Origin of the sequence: Mesorhizobium sp. Ca11, from assembly GCF_020165275.1 — a bacterium.
GTDB lineage: Bacteria > Pseudomonadota > Alphaproteobacteria > Rhizobiales > Rhizobiaceae > Mesorhizobium.
Genome location: NZ_JAIUHU010000006.1, coordinates 310,782 through 334,856 on the forward strand (window position 1 = coordinate 310,782; position 24,075 = coordinate 334,856).

19 protein-coding genes are annotated in these 24,075 nt (G+C 63.5%); 11 read left to right on the forward strand and 8 right to left on the reverse strand.

Annotation, left to right across the window (positions count from 1 at the left end; all coding sequences use genetic code 11):
- Positions 1 to 73: 73 nt before the first annotated feature.
- The gene (locus LB538_RS13785; protein ID WP_224532244.1) at positions 74 to 1,597 is read right to left on the reverse strand and encodes an MBL fold metallo-hydrolase; all 1,524 of its coding nucleotides are present in this window, start codon (positions 1,595 to 1,597) and stop codon (positions 74 to 76) included.
- The gene (locus LB538_RS13790; RefSeq protein ID WP_224532245.1) at positions 1,590 to 5,264 is read right to left on the reverse strand and encodes a S8 family serine peptidase; all 3,675 of its coding nucleotides are present in this window, start codon (positions 5,262 to 5,264) and stop codon (positions 1,590 to 1,592) included. Before LB538_RS13790 ends, LB538_RS13785 begins: the two co-directional genes overlap by 8 nt.
- Positions 5,265 to 5,839: 575 nt before the next feature.
- On the opposite strand from LB538_RS13790, the gene LB538_RS13795 reads away from it, so the two are divergent.
- The gene (locus tag LB538_RS13795; RefSeq protein WP_140843458.1) at positions 5,840 to 6,523 is read left to right on the forward strand and encodes a Crp/Fnr family transcriptional regulator; all 684 of its coding nucleotides are present in this window, start codon (positions 5,840 to 5,842) and stop codon (positions 6,521 to 6,523) included.
- Between the two features lie 100 nt (positions 6,524 to 6,623).
- Here LB538_RS13795 and LB538_RS13800 read toward each other — a convergent pair whose 3' ends face one another.
- Entirely contained in the window at positions 6,624 to 10,850 is a 4,227-nt protein-coding gene (locus tag LB538_RS13800; RefSeq protein ID WP_224532246.1) for a cytochrome P450, read from the reverse strand.
- Positions 10,851 to 10,967: 117 nt separating this feature from the next.
- Entirely contained in the window at positions 10,968 to 12,749 is a 1,782-nt protein-coding gene (locus LB538_RS13805; protein ID WP_224532247.1) for an adenylate/guanylate cyclase domain-containing protein, read from the reverse strand.
- A 403-nt stretch (positions 12,750 to 13,152) separates the two neighbouring features.
- Between LB538_RS13805 and LB538_RS13810 the strand changes: the two genes are divergently transcribed.
- Positions 13,153 to 13,410, forward strand: coding sequence for a PepSY domain-containing protein (locus LB538_RS13810; RefSeq protein WP_224532248.1), 258 nt, complete (start codon positions 13,153 to 13,155; stop codon positions 13,408 to 13,410).
- 286 nt (positions 13,411 to 13,696) lie between these two features.
- On the forward strand, positions 13,697 to 14,176 hold the full coding sequence (locus tag LB538_RS13815) for a hypothetical protein (protein WP_411909013.1): 480 nt from the start codon (positions 13,697 to 13,699) through the stop codon (positions 14,174 to 14,176).
- Between the two features lie 54 nt (positions 14,177 to 14,230).
- Here the strand turns inward: LB538_RS13815 and LB538_RS13820 are convergent, their stop codons facing one another.
- Positions 14,231 to 16,111 (reverse strand): murein L,D-transpeptidase, encoded by a 1,881-nt coding sequence (locus tag LB538_RS13820; protein ID WP_224532250.1) that lies wholly within the window; start codon positions 16,109 to 16,111, stop codon positions 14,231 to 14,233.
- Between the two features lie 401 nt (positions 16,112 to 16,512).
- Between LB538_RS13820 and LB538_RS13825 the strand changes: the two genes are divergently transcribed.
- A complete protein-coding gene (locus LB538_RS13825; RefSeq protein ID WP_224532251.1) occupies positions 16,513 to 16,914 on the forward strand; it encodes a rhodanese-like domain-containing protein in 402 nt (133 codons plus the stop codon).
- Positions 16,915 to 16,921: 7 nt separating this feature from the next.
- Here LB538_RS13825 and LB538_RS13830 read toward each other — a convergent pair whose 3' ends face one another.
- The gene (locus LB538_RS13830; protein ID WP_224532252.1) at positions 16,922 to 17,830 is read right to left on the reverse strand and encodes an alpha/beta hydrolase; all 909 of its coding nucleotides are present in this window, start codon (positions 17,828 to 17,830) and stop codon (positions 16,922 to 16,924) included.
- Between the two features lie 47 nt (positions 17,831 to 17,877).
- Here LB538_RS13830 and LB538_RS13835 point away from each other — a divergent pair, with 47 nt between their 5' ends.
- On the forward strand, positions 17,878 to 18,330 hold the full coding sequence (locus LB538_RS13835) for a MarR family winged helix-turn-helix transcriptional regulator (protein WP_095765406.1): 453 nt from the start codon (positions 17,878 to 17,880) through the stop codon (positions 18,328 to 18,330).
- A 13-nt stretch (positions 18,331 to 18,343) separates the two neighbouring features.
- Here LB538_RS13835 and LB538_RS13840 read toward each other — a convergent pair whose 3' ends face one another.
- Together LB538_RS13840 and LB538_RS13845 are read right to left on the reverse strand one after the other, a co-directional pair.
- The gene (locus LB538_RS13840; RefSeq protein WP_224532253.1) at positions 18,344 to 18,955 is read right to left on the reverse strand and encodes a pyridoxamine 5'-phosphate oxidase family protein; all 612 of its coding nucleotides are present in this window, start codon (positions 18,953 to 18,955) and stop codon (positions 18,344 to 18,346) included.
- Positions 18,956 to 19,041: 86 nt separating this feature from the next.
- Positions 19,042 to 19,395, reverse strand: coding sequence for a gamma-butyrobetaine hydroxylase-like domain-containing protein (locus LB538_RS13845; protein WP_095765404.1), 354 nt, complete (start codon positions 19,393 to 19,395; stop codon positions 19,042 to 19,044).
- A gap of 376 nt (positions 19,396 to 19,771) precedes the next feature.
- Between LB538_RS13845 and moaA the strand changes: the two genes are divergently transcribed.
- From moaA to mobB, 6 genes are all read left to right on the forward strand, one after another.
- Positions 19,772 to 20,767 carry a GTP 3',8-cyclase MoaA gene (moaA, locus tag LB538_RS13850; RefSeq protein WP_095765403.1) on the forward strand — a complete coding sequence of 332 codons (996 nt, stop codon included), beginning with the start codon at positions 19,772 to 19,774 and terminating at the stop codon, positions 20,765 to 20,767.
- A gap of 55 nt (positions 20,768 to 20,822) precedes the next feature.
- Positions 20,823 to 21,314, forward strand: a complete 492-nt coding sequence (locus LB538_RS13855; RefSeq protein WP_224532254.1) for a hypothetical protein — start codon at positions 20,823 to 20,825, stop codon at positions 21,312 to 21,314.
- Positions 21,315 to 21,427: 113 nt separating this feature from the next.
- Positions 21,428 to 21,784, forward strand: a complete 357-nt coding sequence (locus LB538_RS13860; RefSeq protein ID WP_095765401.1) for a hypothetical protein — start codon at positions 21,428 to 21,430, stop codon at positions 21,782 to 21,784.
- 122 nt (positions 21,785 to 21,906) lie between these two features.
- On the forward strand, positions 21,907 to 22,827 hold the full coding sequence (locus LB538_RS13865; protein ID WP_224532255.1) for a DMT family transporter: 921 nt from the start codon (positions 21,907 to 21,909) through the stop codon (positions 22,825 to 22,827).
- Positions 22,828 to 22,832: 5 nt separating this feature from the next.
- Entirely contained in the window at positions 22,833 to 23,465 is a 633-nt protein-coding gene (gene mobA / locus LB538_RS13870) for a molybdenum cofactor guanylyltransferase MobA (RefSeq protein ID WP_224532256.1), read from the forward strand.
- Complete coding sequence (gene mobB, locus LB538_RS13875; protein WP_095765398.1) at positions 23,462 to 23,977, forward strand: molybdopterin-guanine dinucleotide biosynthesis protein B; 516 nt, start codon at positions 23,462 to 23,464, stop codon at positions 23,975 to 23,977. Before mobA ends, mobB begins: the two co-directional genes overlap by 4 nt.
- Positions 23,978 to 24,075 lie beyond the last annotated feature (98 nt).

A 24,075-nucleotide genomic window follows, 5' to 3' on the forward strand; every position in this document is an offset into this window, starting at 1 on the left:
GTTTTCGATTTTTCGCAATCGGCTTTGAGGCCGGACTGATCGGCGCCTGCCGCGCGGCGGCGTTCCGGTGGTCCTAAACCAGATCCGCTTCCACCCACAGTCCGCCCGGCCCGCGTGCCGCATCGCGGGGGGCGCTGCGCACCGCCTGGATCGAACCGGACGGCGCGGCAAAGGCCGGCTTGCCGTTCTTGTCCGCCAGCCACGGATCATCGGCGCGGATGACGCGGCCCTTGGCCTTCGTCTCGAGCGCGGTCAGGATGCCGTCATAGGGCATCTCGCCCCAGTGCACTTTCAGCGCATCGACCTTGTTGGTCGGGATGAAGGCCGACAGGTCCGAGCTCGTCAGCAGATCGAAACCCTGTTTCTGCGGCGTGGCGTTCTGGCTGCCGTGATGCGCGACCTTGAGATAGACGGTGCGCGCCAGAAGATCGGCCGATGTGACGGTGCCCTGCCCCACCGGCCATTTCAGGTCCTTCCAGCTTAGCCAGTTGCCGATCTGGGCGTCGCCGGGGAACAGCAACACCCGGCCGCTATCGATGAACTCGAAGGCAAGCACCAGGCTGGTGTTGTTGACGCCGCGGTCGAGCTGCAAGGCCAGATCAGCGGCGATCCCCATCCAGTCGGCGTCGATGCGCCGCCAGGACTGGTCGCGGTCTCCCATGGATGCCGCGGCCGAAACCGGCCCGGAATAATGCTTGCGCACATAGGCGGCGATATCGATGGCCGGGTCGCTCCCCTTGTCGCCGGCGAGCGCCGCGGAGAGCGGCGTGCCGACATTGCGCTCGAACGGACTGAGCTCGTCGACGTAACCGGCATCGGCCGCCTCGTTGATCTTGAGGCCGCTCGCCAGCGCCCGCGCGTACGGACCGCCGCTGGCCAGCGGAAACATCTCGCTCGCCTTTTCCTCGAGGCGAAGCGCCGCCTTGTCGCGCGGCGGACCGAGCACATAGACGCGCAGGTTGGGCAATGCGTCGATCGTCACTGGCGGCCCGCCAGGCTCGAAATAGGTCGGCGACGGTTTTTGCGACAGCTTTGCCGCTGAGTCGCGGGCCGAGCGCACCCGCTCGCCGGCGGCACCGAACTGGAAGCCGAGCACTGACTGCAGGCCATCGCGCACCCCGGCCATGTAAGAACTGAGCCCCTGCATCCCGTCGAGCTTCTGGCCCACGCCCTGCAAGGCCGCCAGCGCCTGGCCCTTGAACTTGTCGATCTCCACCGCCTCGGCGTCGGCGGGATTTTCGGTCCACGCCATCCAGACATCGCCGACGATGAAATCCTTGAAGAGGTCCTTCGCGGTCAGGAAGCCGGAGACATGATCCCAGTGTTCGTGGGTGACGACGAGGATGTCGATCTTGCCGACGGTCTCCTTCTTGAGGTCGGCGACGATGTCGGAGACCAGCGCCGAGCCACTCTTGATCGAGACATGAATGCCGCAATCGATGAGAATGCGGAACGGCTTGCCGTCCGGCTTCTTGAACGTCAGCAAGTGGCAGTCGCCGATGCCTTGGCAGTAGTGCCTGACAGTAATGCCCGATGCCGGCGTCGCCGCGGGAGCCGATTTTGCCGGCCTTGTTCTTGCCGCCGGTTTTCTAGACATGGTCGTCGTCTCCGTCGCTGGCATGCAACAACGCAAAAGGCTCCGATACTTCGCCGCCGAAATAGAGCGCTCGCAGCGGCGAGAGATAGTTGGCCGCCATCGTCCCGGCCTGACGCTTCTGCCGGTCCGCGCTGCCGGTGTTCTTGATGATCGAGTAGCGGATTTCCTCGAAGCCATCGCGCGGATCAATGATGATCGTGGCGCCGCCGCGGAACCAGAAGAAGCTGTCGCCCTTGGCCATGCCTTGCGGCATCGCCGTGCCGTCCAGCGCGACCGGAATGCGCTGCTGGATGACCGCCACGACTTCCACGCGGAACGAGCCGTCCGGCTCGACGCGGCGCGTCGGGCGCACGCTGTAGATGTCGAAGGTCGTCTCGCCTTTCTTGGGCGCATGCTTGACCGTGCCGTCCTCATTGTAGCGCGGCAGGTCGGGCAGCAGGCCGAACTGCTTGTAGAGGTCCGGATCGGAGGCGAAGGCCTTGTGCATCGCCTTCCACAGCGCATAGCGGTTCTTGTCGTTGAGCGCGAAGATCTCGGCCCGCTTCAATTTCTGGTTCCAGCCGAGGTCGATCTTGCCGAGCAGGCCTTTCAGCCAGACCGGCGACGGATCCTCCGGCGCGCTCCAGGCCAGCGTCTCCTCCGAGATGGTGCGAACGTCGCGCGGCAACAGCTTCCATTTGCGGAAGGATTCCAGGAAGGCGAGGCGATAGCGGAGCGGATCGTCGGGATAGGCGTCGCGGTCGGCAGTGATAAGGGCGCGCAGATATTCGCCGAAGGTGATGTCGACGGAAGGGCAATAGTCGAGCGCGCGGATGCACATGGTCAGCATCTGCGTGGCGGTCTTGGCGACCTCGTCGGTGAGGCGCTCGACCAGGCCAGGATGCAAGGTGCCCGCCGGCAGGATGCCGGAGCCGCCGGTGGCAAGCTGGATCAGGTCGTCGGTCCGTCGGTCGGCGATGGCAAGAAAGGCCTGGTAGACAGCGAAAACCAGGATCGAGCCACGATCATGCGCCTCAAAGGTCTTGTCGTAGTCGAGGTCGGCCATGCCGGCGCCGCCATATTCGCGCAACGGCCCAGCCCGGCCGCTGCCTTCGCCGAACTGCTTGGCGATACCGGAAAGCAGCGAAGCGGCCGACAATTCGCCCCTCGCCTTGCCGATCTCGAAGCCGACCAGTTCCTTCAGCGTGAAATGTTGGAACAGCGCGACGATATCGGCAAAGGCCTCGTGGAAGGCCGGCACGTCCGGGTTGGACGCTTCCTGGAAGCGACGATGCAGCCCGTCGAGCAGCGCATGCGACATCTCATGCGCGACGATGTCGCTGGACAAGCACGAGAACACCGTCGTTCCGGGTGTGGTGACGTCGCCCTGATTGCTGGTCGCCGGGAAATAGCCGAACAGCAGCGCCTTCTTTTCCGGGCTGTAATAGGCATTCTCGGCGCGCAACGCATGCGGATAAATGCGCAGGCGCGGCACGTAATGCGCCTTCACCGTCATATCGCCGGTGCGGCCGGGAGCCGCTGCGTAATGCGGCGCCCACAACGCCCGACGGCCGAGAGCGCGCTCGAAATGGCCGATCGTGGTCATGGCCACCGCGTAGACCATCTGCTGGTGGAATTTCGGATTGCCCTCCGAAGGCGGCAGGCCGTCCTGCGCCAGCAGCACCTTGTCGTTGAGGTCGACCGGATCGTAGACGCGGTCGGACGCGGGGTCGACATCGACCACCTCGAGATATTCGCCGATCGGACCGGGCAGCAACGGCCTGTCGGTCGCAGGCTCGTCGTCCCACGGCACCGAAAGCGTCGCCTGGTAGACCGAAACCGAATCCAGCCGTTTCGCCACCGACGGGTCGAGCGCGTAGATGCGCAGGCGCCGTTGCGGCGGCGGCAGCGGCCGCGGCTTGCGCCTGATGGCCGGTGCCGGGCCCATGACTGGCGCCGGAACCGCTACGCTGGCGCCTGGCCGGCCCAGCCATCCTTCCAGAAAGGCCTTCAACGGCTTCGACGGATTGCCCTGGTCGAGCGCCGCCTCCAGGTAGCGGTTGCGCGCCGCGGCCGAAACCTTGTCCGGATCGCCATCCGGGTCGGCGATCGCCTGGTCGACTGCCGCCGTGGTTTGCGCCATCTGCATCAGTTCCAGCGCGAACATCGTTCGCTGCCGAAGCGTCGCCGGTGGTGGCGCCGCCAACGAATTCCCTCCGGTCAAAAGGTCCAGCCAGCTCCACGTATAGGTGGCTCGAGCGAGCTTGGTCAGGCTGTTTGCCGCCGGCGGAGGGAAGCCCAGCGCATCGAAGGCCCGCAAGACGCCCTGCCCGATCTTCTCCTTCGTCTCCGCCGCATTCATCTTGGCCGTCGACTTCAAGGCTTTCGCGAACAAGGCCTTGCGTACGGCTTCGACACGCATCCAGGGCTGAGGGTAATTCTTCACCACGTCCCAGTGCTCGGCGAGCCAGAGAGCGGCCGCGGCCGCGACCTGCGGGGTCGCGGCGGAGGTGCCGCTGCCGTCCATATCGACCACCTTGCGACAATCGATCTCGGCCCAGGGCACGTTCGGCGTGTAGGCGCCAAGCGCCGTATCCATCTTCGAAGGCGGCCCGTAATTGCCCTGCATGGTGCCGAAGGAGAGTCCGGCATAGGCGCGCCCGTCGCCCATCACGCCGCAGGCCGCAAGCACCCGATTGTAGCGCGCGGGATAGACGATGCTGCGCGGCGTGATGGTGAAATTGTTGCCGGCTGCCGTGACCATGACCACACCGTGGTCGTAGGCAAGGTTGACGGCGTCGACCAGCGCCTGCGAGGCGAGGCCGCCCATGCTCATCGACAACACCTGCGCTCCCTGCTTGCGCGCATAGTCGATGCCTTGCACCATGGTGCCGGTGGTCAGCCGCACCACCCAGTCGGCGATGCGCACCGGCAGGATCTTCGCCAGCGGCGCGCCGCCGACGAAATCGTTGAAGCCCGGCCAGTGCGGCGAGGAGCCGTCGAGCTTGTTGCCGGCAAGCAGGCTGAGCGTGCCGGTTCCATGGCCGCGATTGCTGGTCAGCGTGCCGGCCGGAGCGTGGTCGGTCGCGTTGTTCGGACCCGTCCCGTCGTCGACGAAATTGCGCTGCTGCGCTGTAAGAAGCGCGGCGGGAATGGTCTGATGGCCTGGATCGAAACCGGTATCGAGATGGGCGATGGTGATGTTGGCCTGCTTGCCGCCCACCTTCTCGCGCACCGCCGCGAACTGGCTGAAGTCCGGCGCGGCATTCCAGGCAACGCGCCCCGCGACCACCGCCTGTCCGCCGTGCGGGTCCTGATCGTCGAATGCACAGACCGGAGCTGCGCTTGCCGCCATGCCGCGATCGCCGCCGCTGTCCTTATAATCCCACTGCTGCACGATATCGGGCTCGATTGCGAGCACCTCGGCGCCCGCGGCCGCCAGCGCCGGGTTCCGGGCGACAAGATCGTGGGCATGGTCCCAGGGGTTGTCTGTATCGGCGGCGTCCGTGGCCAACCGCAACCAGGTGGCGCCGCGATCCCCGGCCGCGGCCGTGCCGGCGCTTGCGTCGGCAGGCAGAGAGAGGATCGGCTCGGCTTCGATGCCGCCAATCCGGGGCGGGCCGCCTCGGACCGAGAGCCCCGCGCCGTCGCCGCGAACCTTTACAAGGAGTCCCTTCGCGGCTGCCATGGCCTGCCCCTCCCCAAAATGAACCATGAGGCCGACCGTCACCTGCAGTCAAGACAAGGTTCCAGCCATACTTCGGTTGATCTATTTGCCGACTAGGCAATCATGCCGGTTGCAAAGCAAAGACCATACACTTCTAAAATAACCATCGGTCCGCCCGATGCGTATATCTGTGAGCGCCTTCACATACGCTGAACAGGGCTTGCGCTCAGATGTTGCAACGGCGGCATCGACGGCCCGAGCAGACTACGACGTCCGAAGCTGCTGCCGGACTGCGATATGGATGCGGTTCTCGAGGAGAAATTTCGATCACCTAGCCATTTTCAGGTTTGCCGTCTGCGCGCATGGGCACCTCCCACCCAAGCGCGCGGATGGCGTTCCAAGATCGGCCCGCAACCGCCAGTGCGCCCGGTCTCCTTACAGTTTGCCGGCTTATCCAATTTCGGCATGTGACGCGTGACCTGGAACGTCTGTCCGCCACCTGCCGATTTCGGTCAGCCACCACAGAAGGAGACGACGCTTTGATCGAGCACGCACTTATCCTACAATTTCCGTCTAACGAGAGGCGGAATCGTATCATGGCTACAAATGGCGCGGACGACAGGAACCTGCCGCGCCTGGCGCGCATCGACCCGCGCCACTTCGATCTGTTGTTCGGCGGCTGCAAGCTTGAGCGCTATGCCGCCGGCCAGCATTTGTTCGTCCAGGAGGACGCTTCCGACCGCATCTACGGGGTGATGAGCGGCACCGTCGAGATTTCGATCTATTCGCCCGGTGGGCAAAAGCTGGTTGCCAATATCGAGCTGTCGCGCAGCCTCGTAGGCGAGATCGGAGCCCTGGATGGGCGCCCGCGCACGGCGACCGCCATCTGCCTTACGGCATGCGAGCTGGTTTCTCTAAGCCGGACGCAACTCTTCGACCGCATTGAGAAAAACCCGTCTCTGGCCCGCGCGATGATCGAATTGCTGTGCACGCGGCTGCGCTGGGTCAGCGGCGAGCTGGGCGACCAGGCCTTTTTCGGTATCGAGGCCAGGCTGGCAAAGCGGCTGGTGTTCCTGAGCGGCGTGATGGCAGACGCTGCCGGCTGGATTCCGATTTCGCAGTCGGAGCTCGGCGAATTCCTCGGCGCTACGCGCGAATCCGTCAACAAGACGCTGAACGACTGGCGCAGCCGGCACATGATCGCCATCAAGCGCGGTGGCCTGCGCATCACCAACGCCGCCGCGCTGAACCAGATCGCCGAATCGCAGGACGACGACTGAGCAGGCTCGACGCCTTCGCCGTAGCCCGCGCGACGCCTTCGCCATTGCTCCGCTGGTTCGTCGCTTTCGAGAAACGACGAACTGCTTTCAGCGCACCCGGTCAGAGCCGCGAGATCAGATAGCGCAGCGCCGACCGGCTCGGCATGAAGAAATAGCCGCCGCCTTTCGTGGTGACGAACTGCGGCACATCCTTGAGCACCGTGACCTTTTCCCAGGATGGAATCGAGAACCGGCCGCCGCCGCCCCGCGCGCCGATCGTCGGATCGGTCTCGCCGACAAGACCCTGGAACGAGTTCGACGAGACCCAGGTTTGCTGGATGAATTCGTACTGACGCTCGATATCGGCATTGAGGCACATGAACAGGAGGCCCTTCTCGGTCTTCCCGCCCTTGCCCTTCTTCTCATAGGTGCGGCCGACGCGCAGGATGCGGTGGCGCTTGCCGATCCTGATCTGCGTCTCGCGGTCCTCGCCGAGCGAGTCGCGCGGGTTGGAACGGCGTATGTGGGAGCCGAGCGGACAAGCGTGCCCTTGCGGGTCCTCGGCGCCGAGGGCGAAATCATTGTCGACGCCGCGGCCCGGACGGCCGTTCGGATTGCGCACCAGCGAACTGCCGTCCTGCCAGCGGCCAAGCATTTTTGCCGCCACCCAGCGCGGCGTGATAGCGGCGTCGCCAGTCTCGTATGCTGCCTGCGTCGCGGCCTTCCTGCAATAATCGTCGAACAGTTCGACATGTTGCTCGAATTGGCGCAGGACGAGGAAGGTGCCGTTGCGGCCGAAATCGCGCGGCGGAGGCGGCTGCCCCGGTATCTGACGGTTGCGCCGCACCTGCGACAGGATGCCGGTTCGGTCCAGCGCCGCGTCCACCGACGGCGAAGCCGGGTAGAAGCCGTGCTCGTCGCGGTAGCCGAACAGGAACTCGCCCGGTGCCAACAAATGCATCGGCGCGGCTCCTTTGGCGGCGCGCGACGTGCCCCGAACGATCGGTTGCGAGATGCCGTCGACGAAACCGAAATGCTCGACGGCCCGCTTGCCGTCGCGTCGAACCATCAGCGGCAGTTCGGCGACCACGGACATCCCCGCGCCTGTCGTCTGTCGCTTCATGGCCGCGATCTCCGCCTTCAACGCGGCCGGCGTCCCGGCATAGCAGACGATGACGACGTCGGCGGGATTGGCGGGCGATCCCCACTGCCATTTGTCCGGGGCATCGGCACCGGTGTCGTTGAGGATGCGGCTGCGCTCGGGCGTTCCCATGCCTTGCCGGAAGGCGACAGGAAACGTGTCCAGCGGCTCGTCGTCGACGCCGCCCTCGAGCCCCAGCCGGCGCAGTCCGTTAGGGCCGAACGCCACGGTCATGGCGCGGCCGACAGGCACGCCGTCGCCGAAACTGGTTTTTTCGGTCACGAAGTCGAGCCACGCCTTGCGCTTCGCCGCCGACAAACCGTCAGGCACCCCGATCGCAAGCATGTGCGCATGGCCGAGCGCACCGAACGGACCGAAGAAGATGGACTGGATTTCTCCGGATTCCAGTTCTTCGAGCGGCGCGGACGGCGGTTCAGGCAGGCTGGTTGCGTCCGCCGGCCGTGCTTGCGGGCGCGGCAGCGAACCGAACAGGCTCAGCCAGTCGCGCGCCTCGTTGCCGGTGGCCGATGCGATGCCACGCCTGATCCTGGAGTTGATGCGGATGCGCGGTGTGTTGAGATGCGGATACGCGCTGTACCAGAACAGCGTCGGCACCTGCTGGCGCCGCGCCCAGCGCTTGAAACGATCGCCGTCGCGCGCGCCGTCCAGGAACAGCCAGCGCGTGCGCGGATAGCCTTCGGTGTTGCTCCACACACCGGTCAGGCCGGCCGAAGCCTTGGCGATGAAATCCTCCAGATAACTCTCCCAGCTGCCACCGTAATTGGAGAAGAACACCAGCCTGTCGGTGCCGGGCAGCAGCACCCAGCGGGCGAAATGAATGGTGTTAATGGTGGCGAGGAAGCCCGGCCTGAACACTTTCTGCGCCGATATCGAGATCAGGTAGAAAGCGAGCCTTAGCGCCAGCCGCCGCAAGATCCCCGGCTTCATCGTCGAGATCGCCGTCAGATTGTTCTGCGCGCAGTGGTCCTCATTGGCGAGGATCTTTTCCAGCGCGCCGATGTCGACCGGCGTGTTCGCCGGCCGGTCCTTGTCTTCGAGCCGCCGCAACGCCAGGAAGCAAAGGCCCACGAACAGAGCCAGAATAGCCAGCAGACCGAGCACCGTCAGCAGAAGCGCGGCGCCGGCGATAGCAATATTGGCGAAGGTGACGCCATGCGGGTTCCCGAACACGAGCACATAAGTCATGCGCCAAAAGGCGAGAACGACGATCGCGACGGTGGCGAACATCGCCGGCGTCAAAAGCGTCGTCGTCAGCGCGCGCGACCAGTGGCCGGGCGGCCTTTCCAGCAGGCTTTCGGCGGGCTCGAACGCCCAGCCGAATTGCCCGAGGCAGCGGACATGCCGGCGCGCTTCGGCCAGCACATCCATCGCGTTGCCGGCGCCCACGCGCGGCTTTTCGACGATCTCGCGCACGCTGTCGGCCAGCCGCGCCTCGGCAAGGATGCGGCGTACGGAATGGCCGGGCGTGCCGGAAAAAACCAGCCCGGCCGCGCTGCCGAAGGAGGGCGATATCTTGATTTGGTTCTTCTTCAGGAAGTCCTCCAGCGAACCGCCATCGGGCAGGCCGCAGACATCCCTGAAGATCGGCCGCAGCCGGTGCCCGATCGATTGCGCAATGGCGAAAATGACGTCGTCGGTGCTGCCGTCGCCGGAGATTTCGAACACCAGCGCGCCGGTCTCGGTCCCGGTTTTCTCGTCCTTGCCGGTAGGCGCGACGGCCAGGCTGGTGAAATGTATGGTGGCGACCTTGTCGAGTGCGGCGCTGATCTCGCCAATCGCGGGATTGCCTAGGTCGGCGACCTTGTCGCGCACCGCATCGAGCGGCATGGCGCGGGTGATCTGGCAGACAACTGTCACCATCGACTGGTCGGCGGTGCGGCAAAGCGGCGGGCGCTCGAAATCGACCTTGAGGCTTGCCGGATAGGCGCCGACATTGACCATCTTGCCGGCCCTGCCCCGCGCGCGGGCGAGCTTCGGTTTGCCGAACAGCGCGCGGATGCATTCGCCGATCTGGATGCGGGCGATCTCGGCGCCGATGCACAGATGGATGCCGTAACCGAAAACCATGTAGTCGCGATGCGGGCGCGACGTATCGAACTCGTTCGGCCGCTGCACGATCTCCGGATCGAACATTGCTGAAAGCGTCGCCGGCATGACCACCGTTCCGGCCTTGACCAGGCGCTCGCGGCGCGTGCCCTTGCCGATGACCGCGTCACGCCTGGTATAGCGCCAGGGCCCGATCCAGATCGGCTTGAAGCGCATGGCTTCCATGATCGCCCGGTCGAGCTTGTCGGTGTCGCCGGCCGCGATGGCCTCATCCACAGCCTGCCGCGCATCGGATCGCGACAGGATCACATCCAGGCAATTGCTGCCGGCAAGCACGTTCGTCGGCACAAAGCCCGCGACCATGCCGAGCATGATGGAATGAATGTCGGGCAAGGACAGGCGCCCTTGGTCCATCAGCGCGACGAGGCGGGCAAGCGGCCGGTCGTCTTTGCCCGCTCTCTCCCTGACCGCGGCGATCGATCGGTTTATGACCTTGATCAGCCGATCGCCTCCGACCACGGCAAGCTGGCGCGTGGTGGGACTTGCCGTCGGATCGGAAAAGAACAGCGCGCTGAGCGCGATCGACCAGTCGGCGAACTCGGTTTCGTCGTCGATCTCGAGGCCGAAATAATCGCGGCAGATGCGAACCGGCACGATCTTCATCAATCCGGCGATGGCATCGAAGCCGGGGCTGGCGCGGGTCATGATATCGTGCGAATGGCGCTCGGCGATCGGCCTGACGGCGGCTTCGACCTCCGCCGGCGGGAACGCGCTCAGCACCGCCGATTTCATCTGCCGGTACGCGGCGCCGTCCTGCATGCCGAGAATGAAATTCGAGCCCCGGGCGAGTTCGGCCATTTCCGGCCCGTAAGGCGTTTCGAACTCGTCGCCCCGCTCCAATATGTCGCGAACATCCGCGCCTTTGGTGACGAGCAGGAAATTACCGAAGCCGAGATTCGGCCAGAAACGGCGCAGTAGCGCCAGCAGCCAGCGCGGATCGCTGAGAAGAAAACCGGCGATGCGGGAAGCAAAGCCGCTCTTGGAACGCAGCCGGTTGATGTCGAACGGTGGCATTTCGGCGAGCGGACGCTGGCTCTTCTGAGCGGCGCGGACGGCGGCGAAGTACTTCAAAGTGATCATCGCGTTCAAGCCCCCCGGCTATCCACGTCAATACGATGCCGGCATTGTCTGGCCTAGGTTTGCATCGGTCCGGCGTATGTGAATTCGTTCACAGTCATTTGTTGTCGGCCCCGGCGATCATGCGGCAGACTTGGCCTGGTCGAAATTGCCGATCAGGAAATTGTTCTTGGCCGGGTCCACGAACGGTATCCAGCGTATCCTCTGCTCGGAAAAATCGGGGTGCCTGGTCATGAAAATCGCGAGTTCATGCGCCGCCTCATCGCGCCGACCGCTTCTCATCAGGGCGCCTATCTTCAGGAATCTTGCGTAGAAGTAACCTGGCGACAGGTTGAGCGAGCGCTCGGCGGTGGCGATCGCGGCCTGCCAGTCCTCGACGAAGCAATAGGCCGCGGCCAGTTCCCCCAGATTATGGAAGCGATAGAGGTCGAACGGGCTCAATCGGTCAGTGTCGAGGAAGAAGGGGATCGCGCTGGTCGCATCGCCAAGCAAAAGGTGTGCGCTGCCCATGGCCGAGCGGGCGAAGGCGAAGCTCGGATTGATGTGGATCGCTTCGGCAAGATGCTCGGCCGCCAATGCCGGCTGGCCGCGCATGATGTCGGCTGCGCCGAGATAGGCATGCGGACGCGCATCGAGGCTATCCATCAGCAGCGCCTTGCGCGCAAGCGTCTCGACTTTCTCCAGATCGTCGCTGTCGCCGAAGCGCAGCCAGGCCCGCCAGAAATACCACCATGCGAGCTCATTGAGCACGGCGCTCGAATTCGGATCTTCCTGGTAGGCCTTGTCGAAGAAGTCGAGCGCGATTTCGGTATCGCGACGTGTCCGCCTGTTCATGTGCCAGCGGCCGCGCCTGACCAATTGCCAGGTCTCGAGACTTTCCCACGGCACCTGGAACGTACGCGCCTGCTCGGCGCGGTCGACCTCCTTGTCGAGTATGGAAACGATCTCGCTGCCGATCTGGTCGCGCAGGCTGAAGATATCGACGAGATCGCGGTCGAAACGTTGCGACCAGACCAGGCGCCCGTTCGAGGTATCGGTGAGCGACGTATTGAGGCGGATCTGCCTGTTGGAGCGCGCCAACGTGCCGCTGACGATGTAGCGGGCACCCAGCGCGTTGCCGATGAGCCTTGTGCCGAGGCTATCGTCGCGAAACTGAAAGCTCGAGCCCTTGGCGATGACCGAAAGCCAGCGCGTGTTGGAAAGACCGTAGATGATGTCCTCGGCGATACCGTCGGCCATGTAGCCGACATCGGGTTCGCTGCCGTTGCCCTGGAACGGCAGCACGGCGATTGCCGGGGGGCCCTTGGCGATCGGCCTGGAATGACTGGGCGTGGCGGGAATGGAAGCAAAGGAAGCCGTCGCGGCAGGGCCGTTGCCGCCGCGACCGGCGATCAGGACCCGCACCGGCAGGGCGATGTTCTTCAGGCTGAACTCGCCGAGATCGGTGAAGACGGCCGCCGTCTTGTCCTTCACGTGATGCCACGTCGTGGCCGAGATGGCGACGCCGTCATGCGGCGCGAATTCCTGAAGCCTGGCCGCGATATTCACGTCGTCGCCGTAGAGACGGCCCTCCCGGACGATGACGTCGCCGGTGTTTATCCCGGCGCGAAAAGGCATGCGCATGTCCTCGGCGACAGCGGCATTCAGCGCCACGATCCGGGCCTGGAAATCGAAGGCTGCCCGCAAGGCTTCGATTGGATTGCCGAATTCGGCCATGATGCTGTCGCCGGCATCGCCGAACGTGCGCCCGCCAAATGCTCCGCAACTGTCGGCGATGATGTCGCGCCTTTCCTCGAAGGCGGCAACAGCCAACTCGTCGTCGATGCCCATAAGCCTCGAGAATCCTACGGCGTCGATTGAAATGATTGTCGCAAGCTGACGGGTATAATTCCGTTCAGCCATGATTGAGCCCCCAGTCCCGCTGCAGTCCAGAACGGGCGACCTGCGCTCAAAGAAACGCGTCGCCGGCTGCCGACGGAAATCCTCGGCAGGCCCGGCGCACTGTTGCCACCCTCTTATGACCAGAATTCTATCAGGGTCTTGCCGAAAGCTCTACCACGAACAGCTAATATGGCGAATTCACCCTCCGGCGCATGGTTAGTCGTTCATTACGTCAGGAGACACATCCAAAGTGCGACCTCACCAGTTGAAATTGTTACATTTTCTCCGCCAGGCAATATTGGCTGGTTCCTGCGGCCGCATCGAGGCATGCGCCGCAAAAGTCGGTTGTTGCGGCGCTGCGGAACCAACCTGCCTGCGCGCGAGTTTCTGACGGCACTGACGCCGACGAGATTTGAGGGCTCTCATGCGCACTGTTGTTTCAGCAACCGGTATCGCTTTCCTGCTTATCAGTGGACAAGCCTTTGCGGCGGACGACCAGCCACTGCCGTCGCAAAATGCCAAGAAGCTCTCGGAGATCGTCGCCAAGGTCGAGCACCGCACAGACTTCCGCTATGTGAAGGAGGTCGAATGGGATAGCGACGGCTACACCATCACTTACTACACGACGGACAAGGCCAAGGTCCAAATCACCTACGATCCCGTGACCGGCGAACCCAAATAGGCCGCGTCCGCCTGCGGCCATTCCGCCAGGCCTACTAGGGGCAAATGGACCCCTGCCCGATCCCGGCATCTGTGCGTTGGAGCATTATCCCGACAAGTGGGAACCGGTTTTCAGAGAAGATCGTCTCCAACAAGAGTTAGATCGGATGGCGATTCAACGAAACGTCATCCTGATCTAGCGCCTGAATGCTCCTGTGCCGCGTTCCAACGCGACGGACCGCCCTTGCATCGTCACAGCTTTGGTGGCTGACTGCCCGCCATGATTGCGGGCACGGGGGTGCATGGCAATGATTGGCTACGTCCTGAAGCGCATCCTGATGGTGCTTGTCGGCTATCTGGTCGCGGTGCTTGTCGGGTTGATCGCCGTGGTGGTGATCTACGCGATATTGAGTTCGCTGCCCAATGCTCCGGGTTACTTCGAGCTTATGGCGTTCACGCCGGTCGCCGCACTGGTGGTGCCGCCGCTCGGCATGTTCATCTACTTTCTTACGATCCTCCTGACGGCTATGCAGACGCTGGTCTTTGCAATGATCGCAGAGTTCTTTTCGCTGCGAAGCTTCTGGCTGCATATGCTGTTCGGCGCCGCTGCCGCGGCAGCCGGTTTCATGCTGATCTGGCCGGACGCCGCCAATGATCCGGAACGCTGGGCGGACATGGGCATCATCGCCGGCGGCGGCCTCGTGGCCGGCCTGATCTATTGGCTGATTGCCGGGCGCAACGCCGGCTTGCGCCGGTCGTTGATCAAAGCAATTCCAGGAAAAGTGTGAAGCGGTCCGGCTCGGCGGCTTCGCCGTGGCCTTCCGTCCGAGAGTAAAAAGCGCTCAGCTTGACGGCGTGCGCACCGCTTCGGTCGCGTCGAGCGCCTGTATCAGCTTGGAATCGCGGCCATAGACGTCGTCGAAATACTCGACCTTGCCGGACATGTCCGGCCATGCGGTGAAATAGGCGACATAGACCGGGATGACGCGCGTGACATTCTCGGTCGAATGCCCGTGCTTCAGCTTCTCGGCGATATCGTCGACCGTGGTGCCCAGCACGGCGGCGGCCATGCCGCGCGGATCCTGTAGCCGCACGCAGCCATGGCTGAGCGCGCGCATGTCGCGCTCGAAGAACGACTTCTGCGGCGTGTCGTGCATGTAGATGGCATGCTTGTTGGGGAAGAGGATCTTCAACTCGCCCAGCGCATTGGCCTCGCTCGGCTGCTGACGCACGCTGAACGGAATGTTGGCGCCATAGGCACCCCAATCGACCGCCGCCGACGGAATGCGCTTGCCGCGCGAATCCGTCACCTCATAGCCGGCGCGGTCGAGATAGCCCGGATCGCCGCGCAGTCTTGGCAGCATCTCGTTGACGATGATCGACTGCGGCACGCCCCAATAAGGATGGAAGTCGACCTGCTTGATCTGGTTGTAGAAGAAGGCGGTCTGGTTGGTGACCCGGCCGATGACCGCGCGGGTCTTCAGCTTCTCCTCGCCATTGTCGATATAGCTGGCGGTGAAGGCGGGTTGGTTGATGAAGACGCGCGGGCTGCCGAGATCAGACGGCATCCAGCGCAGTTCCTCGAGCGCGACCTTGACCTTCTCGACCTTGTCCGCCTTTGAGGCGCCGGCCAATGAAGCCACCGTGCGCGGGCCGATGACGCCGTCGCCCTTCATGCCGGCGCGCTGCTGCACCGCCTTGATCACCGGCACCAGCTCGGGATCGTAGAGCTCGCTCTTGCCGAGCCTCGCGAGCACTTCGCCATAGCTGCCACCCATCTCGTCATCGAGATTACGGGAAATAAGCGTCAGCAACTTTGGCAATTCCGGGCTGCTTTCGCCGGGCTTGAGCAGGAGCTTGGGATCGACGACGATCTCGTTTTCCTCGCTCGCCTCGAGCGCTTCCAGCTCGACGCGCAGCGCCTGGTATTCGGCATTCTGCGGGTGGCGCGATTCGAGATAGGTGCGGACCTCTTGGGTATGCGCCAGCGTCTTCAGCACGCCTTCAAGATCGAGCGGCTTGGCCGGGAAATCGTAATAGCCGGTCATCCGGTTGGGATCGACGCGACCGCTCTGGGCATCATGGGCATAGCGCAGCACGCGCGCCGACAGCGCCATCTCGAAGCGGACCAGTTCCTTGGTCCGCTCTTCCGGTGTGGCGGCGGAATTGGCGGCTGCCGGGACATCGACGGAGTAGTCGGCCGGCGTCAGGCCATAACTCGCCGCCTCCCCCAGGACGCGCACTGCATCCTGCGCCCGGCTGTTGGGGGTATTGTCGCTCACCCAGATGAAATCCGGATTGGCCGAATAATAGGCGATCAGCGCCTTGGCGATATCCGGCTCGGCAAACAACTCGTAGTCGCTCAAGCCTGCGACGGCATCACGGAAGCTATTGCTCGTCACCGACGGGACAAAGGCGGCGTCCTGAGCGGTCGCGGCCTGCGGTGCCGGCAGCAGCGATTTGAAATCGACCCGCACAAGCTTGTCGGCCCTGTAGGTGTTATAGGTCGGGCTACTGATCCTGACGCCGCCACCATCCTCTCCGGCCGGCCGCACCTTGCGCGGCTTTGGCGGCGGCGGAAACTCGCCTTGCGGGCTGTGCCGGATGCCGCCGCCGAACAGCATGTCGAACAGCCCTTGCGCGCTTGCCGACTGCTGCCCGAGGGCAAGAGTCGCCGCGACCGCGATCGGCAGGACGGCTTTTTTGTTTCCGAGGATTTTCATGCTTCACCCGCACCGGTTGAAACCGGTTCCCGTTCCACGCCGCTGGACGGTCCCGCCCTCCGCAAGGCGGATGTATGACGTGACTATACCGATTCATACTGATTTCGTTAAGCTTCCATAAATTTTCGGAGCCGTGTTGCAGAACGGTTTCACATCCTTGTGAGACCTAAAACGAGCTGGCCGTTCCAAGTGTTCCGACACCCGGGACAATCAGGCGTGGCGTTGCTGATAGGCGAAAAAGTCACATAGGTACGCGAGCAGCGTTTCGAGTGGACTGTCGTCAAGCAGGAATCACCGGCGGATTCGACGGCCGCCCTGTGCGGGACGGCCAAGGCGTGACAAAGCGCGGTCTTTGTGATCGAAATTCCGGCGGCCTCGAGCCACGGCCTGGAGGATGTGCAGTGAAGAAGGGATATCGCCAGCTTCTCGACGAGGCGAATGCCGAGATCGAGGTCGTGTCGCCTGAGGAGGCAGCGGGGCTGCTGGAGGATGAGGACACGATCTTCGTCGATCTGCGCGACCCGCGCGAGGTCGAACGTGACGGCAAGATCCCCGGCGCCAAGCATGTGACGCGCGGCATGCTGGAATTCTGGATCGATCCCGAAAGCCCGTATCACAAGCCGTTCTTCGCCAGCGGCAAGACCTTCGTCTTCTTCTGCGCCGGAGGCTGGCGCTCGGCGCTTGCCACGAAGACGGCCCAGGACATGGGCCTGACGCCGGTCAAGCATATCCTCGGCGGCTATAGCGCCTGGAAAGCAGCGGGCCTGCCCGTAGAGCCGGGGCAGAAAAAGAAGGCGGACTGATAGGCGATTAGTGCAGGGCCGTTTCCCGCTGCCCAGTCACAAAGCCGACCGCGCGCGCGACGACGTCCCTGTCGGTGAGGATACGCCGGTGGCCAAGCCCCTCGGCCCAATGCAGGTGGACATGCTCGCCGGCGCCCGCATAACGCTTCGCATGATCGGCATGGACTTCGCGATCGTCCGGCGCGTGGATGATCAGCGTCGGCACCGACGCCTCCGCAAGCTGGCGGTCGCCGGTGAATTCGCTGAGCGGCCGCCCGGACAGATGCTTCACCCGGTCCGCCATGGCGACGCGCGAGCGCGGCCCGACATTCATCATATCGCTGAAGTCGTCGAAGATTGCAGGCAGCGAGCTCGGCGCCGCAATCAGCACCAGCTTTTGCGCCGCAAGCGGCGGCATGCCCTTGACCGATGCGGCAACGGCATTGGCGGCAATCGCGCCGCCGAAGGAATGGCCGACGACGGCGGCAAAGGGGCCGAACCATTCGCCGGCGACCCGCGCCGCGTCCACGGCAGTCACCATGTTGAGATGGCGGCCGAGCGAATGGCCATGCCCAGGCAGGTCGAGCGAAACAACCTTGTAGCCGGCGCCGCGAAATCCTTCGATAAGGGCGCGCATATATTCGGTACGCGAGCGCCAACCATGAATGACGAGCACCGTGCCGCGCGACTCCCTGCCCGGCTCCGGCCGGAATTCATGCACTGCGACGCAATCGGTCCTGGTTTTCAGCCTGTGATGGCGCGCCTCGGCCATGAAGGCTGAGGCCCGCTCGACGGCCCGGCGTTCGCCGTCGCTCAAGGTCTTGACGTTTGGTGTGCGGCAAAACAATTCGAAGGCGGCACGGCCGCTAAGACGCGGCGCAACATGCTCGGCCGCGCCGAAAACGCCCCGGATGACCTTCATTCCAAATGATGCCATATTGGCAGTCCATCCATTCGTTCAAGCATGAACATAATAGTTCAAAGATGAACATTAAGCAAGAGCTACCCTGGGACAACCCTCGCTTTCGCAACTGGGTTGCGGTGGCGCGCGCCTGCCATGTGCTGGAGCGCACGCTGGCGGTTAAGCTCGGCCCGCTCGACCTTAAGCCGGCGCAGCTCGACGTGCTGATGAACCTCTACCGCCACCCCGGCATGTCGCAGCACGACCTTGCCCGCAAGCTGCTCGTCGGCCGCTCCAACATCACCATGCTGTTGCCGCAGCTCGAGGCCCGCGGGTTGCTGCGTCGCGAAGGCGACGAGAAGGACAAGCGGGTGCTGCGGCTGAACCTCACCGAGGCGGGCGAGGCTCTGCTGATGAAGGCCCTGAAGGTTCATATGGCGCTGATCGAGAAGGCGATGAGCCAGTCGACGCCGGAGCAGTGCGACATGATCGGCGAGCAGATGCGCAAGATCGCCGACGTGCTGAAGGAAGCCTGAGCGCGGCTTCCAATCACCACATCGTCTTCTTCGCTCTTTCCGGCCATTCCTCGTCGTACTTCTGGCCGTCGATGTTCTTGCGGCTGGTGATCTCGAGAATCTGGCCGGGTGTCGGCAGCGACTTCGGGTCGATATGCCTGGCCGGGTTCCATAGTTCCGAGCGGACGATAGCGCGGGCGCATTGGAAATAGACCGTATCGACATCGATGACAGTGACCGAGCGGGCCGGCTTGCCGTCGACCGTGAAGGACGCGCAAAGCCCGGCATCGGTCGTGATGTGAGCGCGGCCGTTGACGCGCAGCGTGGTGCCCGAGCCCGGCACCAGAAAGAGCAGGCCGACGCGCGGATCGCGAATGATGTTCTTCAGCGAATCGGCGCGATTGTTGCCGCGCCTGTCGGGCATCATCAGAGTCTTGTCGTCGACAATGCGCACGAAGCCGGCGAGATCGCCGCGCGGGGAACAGTCGAGGCCCTCGGGCCCGCTCGTCGCCAGCGCCACGAAGGGCGAGGCCTCGATGAAGGCGGCATATTCGGGAATCACATGGTCGAGTTCTTTGACGACCGAAGCCTCGCCCGGCAGGCCGTAGAGGACCTCGAGCTGTTCGACGGATGTGATGCGCGACATCTTTCTCGCCTCCTGACCTTTTGCCGGCGCTACTCCATGTCTATGACGTCTTGACGACAGCCGACCTTGCATTGCCACGCGCCGGGCTAGCGATCCCGGCTCAGTCCCTTCTCGGCCAACTCGGTAAGATAGGCGTTCCAGCGCTCGTCCTTTTCGTGGCCAAGCGTATGCAGATAGTTCCAGGTGAAGATGCCGGTGTCGTGGAAATCGTCGAAGGTGATGCGCACCGCATAATTGCCGACCGGCTCGATCTTGAGGATGGCGACATTGCGCTTGCCGGGCACCGTCACGCGCTGCTCAGGCGAATGCCCCTGCACTTCCGCCGACGGCGAAGCCACGCGCAAAAACTCCGCCGGCAATTCGAACGGTTGATGGCCCGGGAAGGTCACCGTCAGCAGCTTGCGGTCCTTCGAGACCCTGAGTTCCTTTGGCGCGGTCATGACTGTCCTGTCTAGAGCCGGATTATTTCAGGTCTGTTCGACCTGAAATCTGAATCCGTCTCTAAGTCAAAGAGATAGAGCATGATGTCGTCCGAAAAACCGCTTCACACTTTTCGGCATCATGCTCTGGGTTGCGCCCTTCCCTACGCCGCTTCGCGCAATCCGGAAAGACCGATGCCAATGCATGTCGCCCGGAAGTGGGCAGCGGTTCTGGGACAAACGACATGCGTCCGACAAAGACTTTCAGCCAGCCGACACGCGATGTCGGCCGGGGAATGTTACCAAAGATCAAGACCGTCTATCTTGAATGCGGCATTGGATCGTATCACATAGCTGTATATAACGGTGCTGCTCAGGCCATGGGAAACGTTTGCAAATGGACATGATCGACCCCTTCGGTCGCACCATCAGCTATCTGCGCGTGTCGGTCACCGACCGCTGCGATTTTCGCTGTACCTATTGCATGGCCGAGGACATGACCTTCTTGCCCAAGAAGGATCTGTTGTCGCTCGAGGAGCTTGACCGGCTCTGCACCGTTTTCATCGAAAAGGGCGTTAGGAAGCTCAGGCTGACCGGCGGCGAGCCGCTGGTTCGCAAGAACATCATGCATCTGGTGCGCCAGCTGTCGCGGCATCTGGAGAGCGGCGCCCTGGAAGAGCTGACGCTGACCACCAACGGCTCGCAGCTGTCGCGCTTCGCCGCTGAGCTCGCCGATTGCGGCGTCAAGCGCATCAACGTCTCGCTCGACACGCTCGATGCCGAGAAATTCCACCAGATCACCCGCTGGGGCAATCTCGGCAAGGTGATGGAGGGCATCGATGCCGCACAGAAGGCCGGGTTGAAGATTAAGCTCAATGCGGTTGCGCTGCGCGACTTCAACGATGCCGAAATCCCCGAGCTGATGCGCTGGGCGCATGGCCGCGGCATGGATCTCACCCTCATCGAGACGATGCCGATGGGCGAGATCGAGGCCGACCGCACCGACCAGTATCTGCCGCTGTCGCTGCTGCGCGCCTCGCTGGAGCGCCAGTTCACGCTCTCCGATATTCCTTACAAGACCGGCGGCCCGGCCCGGTATGTCCATGTCACGGAGACCGGCGGTCGGCTCGGCTTCATCACGCCGATGACGCATAATTTCTGCGAAAGCTGCAACCGCGTGCGGCTGACCTGCACCGGCACGCTCTATATGTGCCTTGGCCAGGAGGACGCCGCCGACCTCAGGGCGCCGTTGCGCGCCACCGAAGGCAACGAGTTGCTCGGCGAGGCGATCGACGAGGCCATCGGCCGCAAGCCCAAGGGCCATGATTTCGTCATCGACCGCCGCACCAGCCGCCCATCGGTATCTCGGCATATGAGCGTCACCGGCGGCTGATTTTTTCTGCGATTTGGTGCAGGATCACCTTCGGTCATCGACCAAAGGGAGGATCATGAAACGTCCGCAGCGCATCGGCTGGTCGTCGGTGGCCATCTTGTCCCTGTCGACAATCATGGCGGCGACCGCGACGGCCAAGCCCTTCACCTACGTGAATGCGCGGTTCGGCCAGTCCTGCACTTTTCCCGACGATATCTTCAACAAGCCGATGCCCGAGCCGGAAAATGGCGACGGACAGCAATGGCTTAGCGCCGACGGCGCCAGCCTGACCTGTTCCGGCATCTACAACATCGACAACGACACGCCGCAAGGTTTCGTCGTCCAGGAGAAAGCCAGCACCGAACCGGGTTACAAGATCACCTACAGCAAGACCGGCAAGAATTGGGCGGTGCTCTCCGGCACCAAGGACGGCAACATTTTTTACGAACGGCGCCTGTTCGGAAAGGACGACGTCATTCGCACCGTCTGGATCGAATACCCTGCCGCGCTCAAGTCAAAATACGACCCTTTGGTCGGCTCCATCGCCAAGACCCTGCGCGGCCCTTGAGGTCAGCCTGGCCGCACTGAAAATAAAGCGCTTGCGTCGCCTTCCGGCCGATTTACCGCCGGCCTTTTCCAGCCTAGCCTTCGCGCGCGATTATCGCTCTAGGGGGAGTGCACATGCGCACATTCATGCTTTCACTAGCAATGCTTGGGATTGCTTCCGTATCGGCCGCGGCTCAGTCGATCGGCGGCACCTACACCGTCGCCGGCACCAATTTCGACGGCTCGAAATATGACGGCGAGGCAACCATCACGCTGACCAGCGACACGACCTGCACCATCCACTGGGAAACCGGCGGCTCGACCTCGGACGGCATCTGCATGCGTAACGACAATGCATTTTCCGCCGGCTACGCGATGGGCAAGGAGATCGGTCTCGTCGTCTACAAGATCGAGAAGGACGGCTCACTGCACGGGCTCTGGACCATCGCTGGCCAGAACGGCAACGGCACCGAGGTGCTGACGCCGAAGTAAGCCTTCCAAAGCTCGGCAAATCGATCTCACGGGCCACGCAGAAATTCGTGGCCCATTTCTTTGCCGTTGCTGTTTTCCGGCTGCCTGCTAGACGGCTGAATTAAAATAGTCCGGAAACGCCCTTGCCTCTCTCGCCAAATCTGCGCGGCGCGCTGTTCATGATCGTGGCCATGGTCGGCTTCACCTTGAACGACGCGATCACCAAATTCTCGTCGGAATCGATGAACATGGCGCAGGTCATGCTGGTGCGGGGCGCCTTCGCGTCCTTGTTCGTCGGCCTGCTCGCCTGGCGGCGCGGCGCGCTTGCCAATCCGGCGGCCATGCTGCAGCCGATGGTGGCGACGCGCGTCGCGGGCGAAGCCGGCGCCACGGTATCGTTTCTGATCGCGCTTGCGCATTTGCCGATCGCCAACGTCTCGGCCGTGCTGCAGGCGCTCCCGCTGGCGGTGACCATGGGCGCGGCGCTGTTCTTCGGCGAAGGCGTCGGCTGGCGGCGCTGGCTTGCCATTGCCATCGGCTTCACCGGCGTGCTGATCATCGTGCGGCCGGGCTTCGAGGGCTTCAGCGTCTACTCGCTGCTGGCATTGACCAGCGTCGCCTGCTGCGCGGTGCGCGATCTCGCCACCAAGCGGATCCCCGAGGCGATCCCGACCATGCTGGTGTCGACGGCGACCGCGCTTGCCATGACGGTGCTGGGCGCGCTGCTTTTGTCGCCGATGGGCGGCTGGACGCCGATGAGCGGCCGGGCGACCACGCTTCTGGCCTTGGCGGCGGTGCTGGTGCTGATCGGCTATCAGTTCATCATCATGGCGATGCGCTCGGGCGACATCTCCTTCATCGCGCCTTTCCGCTACACGGCGCTGCTCTGGTCGATCCTGCTCGGCCTCGTCATTTTCGGCGATATCCCCGATGCGCCGATGACCGTCGGCGCCGCCATCATCATCGGCTCGGGCCTCTATGCGCTCTACCGCGAGCGCGTCGTCGGCCGGCGGCAACCTGCCGCCGAAAGCGCTGGACCCGACATGGCACCGGACGGCATATAGGCACGATGGACCGAACTGTTGCGGGGATCATTCTGGCCGGAGGCCAGTCGCGCCGGATGGGCGGCGGCGACAAGCCGCTCCTTTCATTGGGCAAAGCCAGGCTGATCGATCGGGTCGCCGCGCGACTGAGGCCGCAGGTCGCCACACTGGGACTCAACGCGAACGGCGATCCGGCGCGATTTGCCGGCATGGGTCTGCCGGTCATCCAAGATACGGTGCCGGGCCATGCCGGCCCGCTCGCAGGCATTCTCACCGGCATCGAATGGGCGGCAAAGCAAACAAGCTGCCGGTGGCTGGTGAGCGCCGCCGGTGACACGCCGTTCTTTCCCGACAACCTCGTCGAGCGCCTGGTGCTGGCAGCGCCCGATCGGCCCGGCACGATCGCCGTCGCCAACTCCGACGGCAGATGGCACCCGACCTTCGCGCTCTGGCCGCTCGGCCTGCGCGACGCCCTGCGCCATTTCCTGGTCGATGAGGACAACCGGCGGGTTTCCGCGTTTATGGAGCGGCACGGCCATGTCGAGGTTGAGTTCCCGATGATCGAGGCCCGCGGCCAAAAGATCGATCCGTTCTTCAACATCAACACACCGGACGACCTTGCGGCGGCGGAGCGTCTGTTGCAAAGCCTCGGGCCATGAGACGCGTATTCGGCATCACCGGCTGGAAGAACTCCGGCAAGACGACCCTGACGGAAAAGCTGGTCACAGAGCTGGTGGCGCGCGGCTGGACGGTGTCGACGGTGAAGCACGCGCACCATGACTTCGACATCGACAAGCCGGGCGCCGACTCCTTCCGCCACCGCCAGGCGGGCGCGACGGAAGTCGCCATCGTCTCCGGCCGGCGCTGGGCGCTGATGCACGAATTGCGCGAGGAGAACGAGCCGACGCTGGACGACATTCTGGCGCGGCTGTCGCCCTCGGACATCGTGCTGGTCGAAGGCTACAAGCGCGAGGCGCATAAGAAGATCGAGGCAAGGCGGCTTGAAGCCAAGGATCGGACGCCGCTTTCGGCCAACGATCCCAACATCGTCGCGGTCGCCGCCGACTTCACGGTCGAAGGCGAAGACCTGCCGGTTTTCGACCTCGACGACACGAAATCGATAGCCGACTTCATCGAGCGCAGCACAGGTCTCGTGGCTCAGACCAAGTAACGCAGCGGCACATCCTGATTGTCGTTTGCCGTTGATTTGCAGTTGCTTTTTTCTCGCAAAGAGTGGGAGTATCCGCCTCAGCGGGCGGTCAAGAAAGC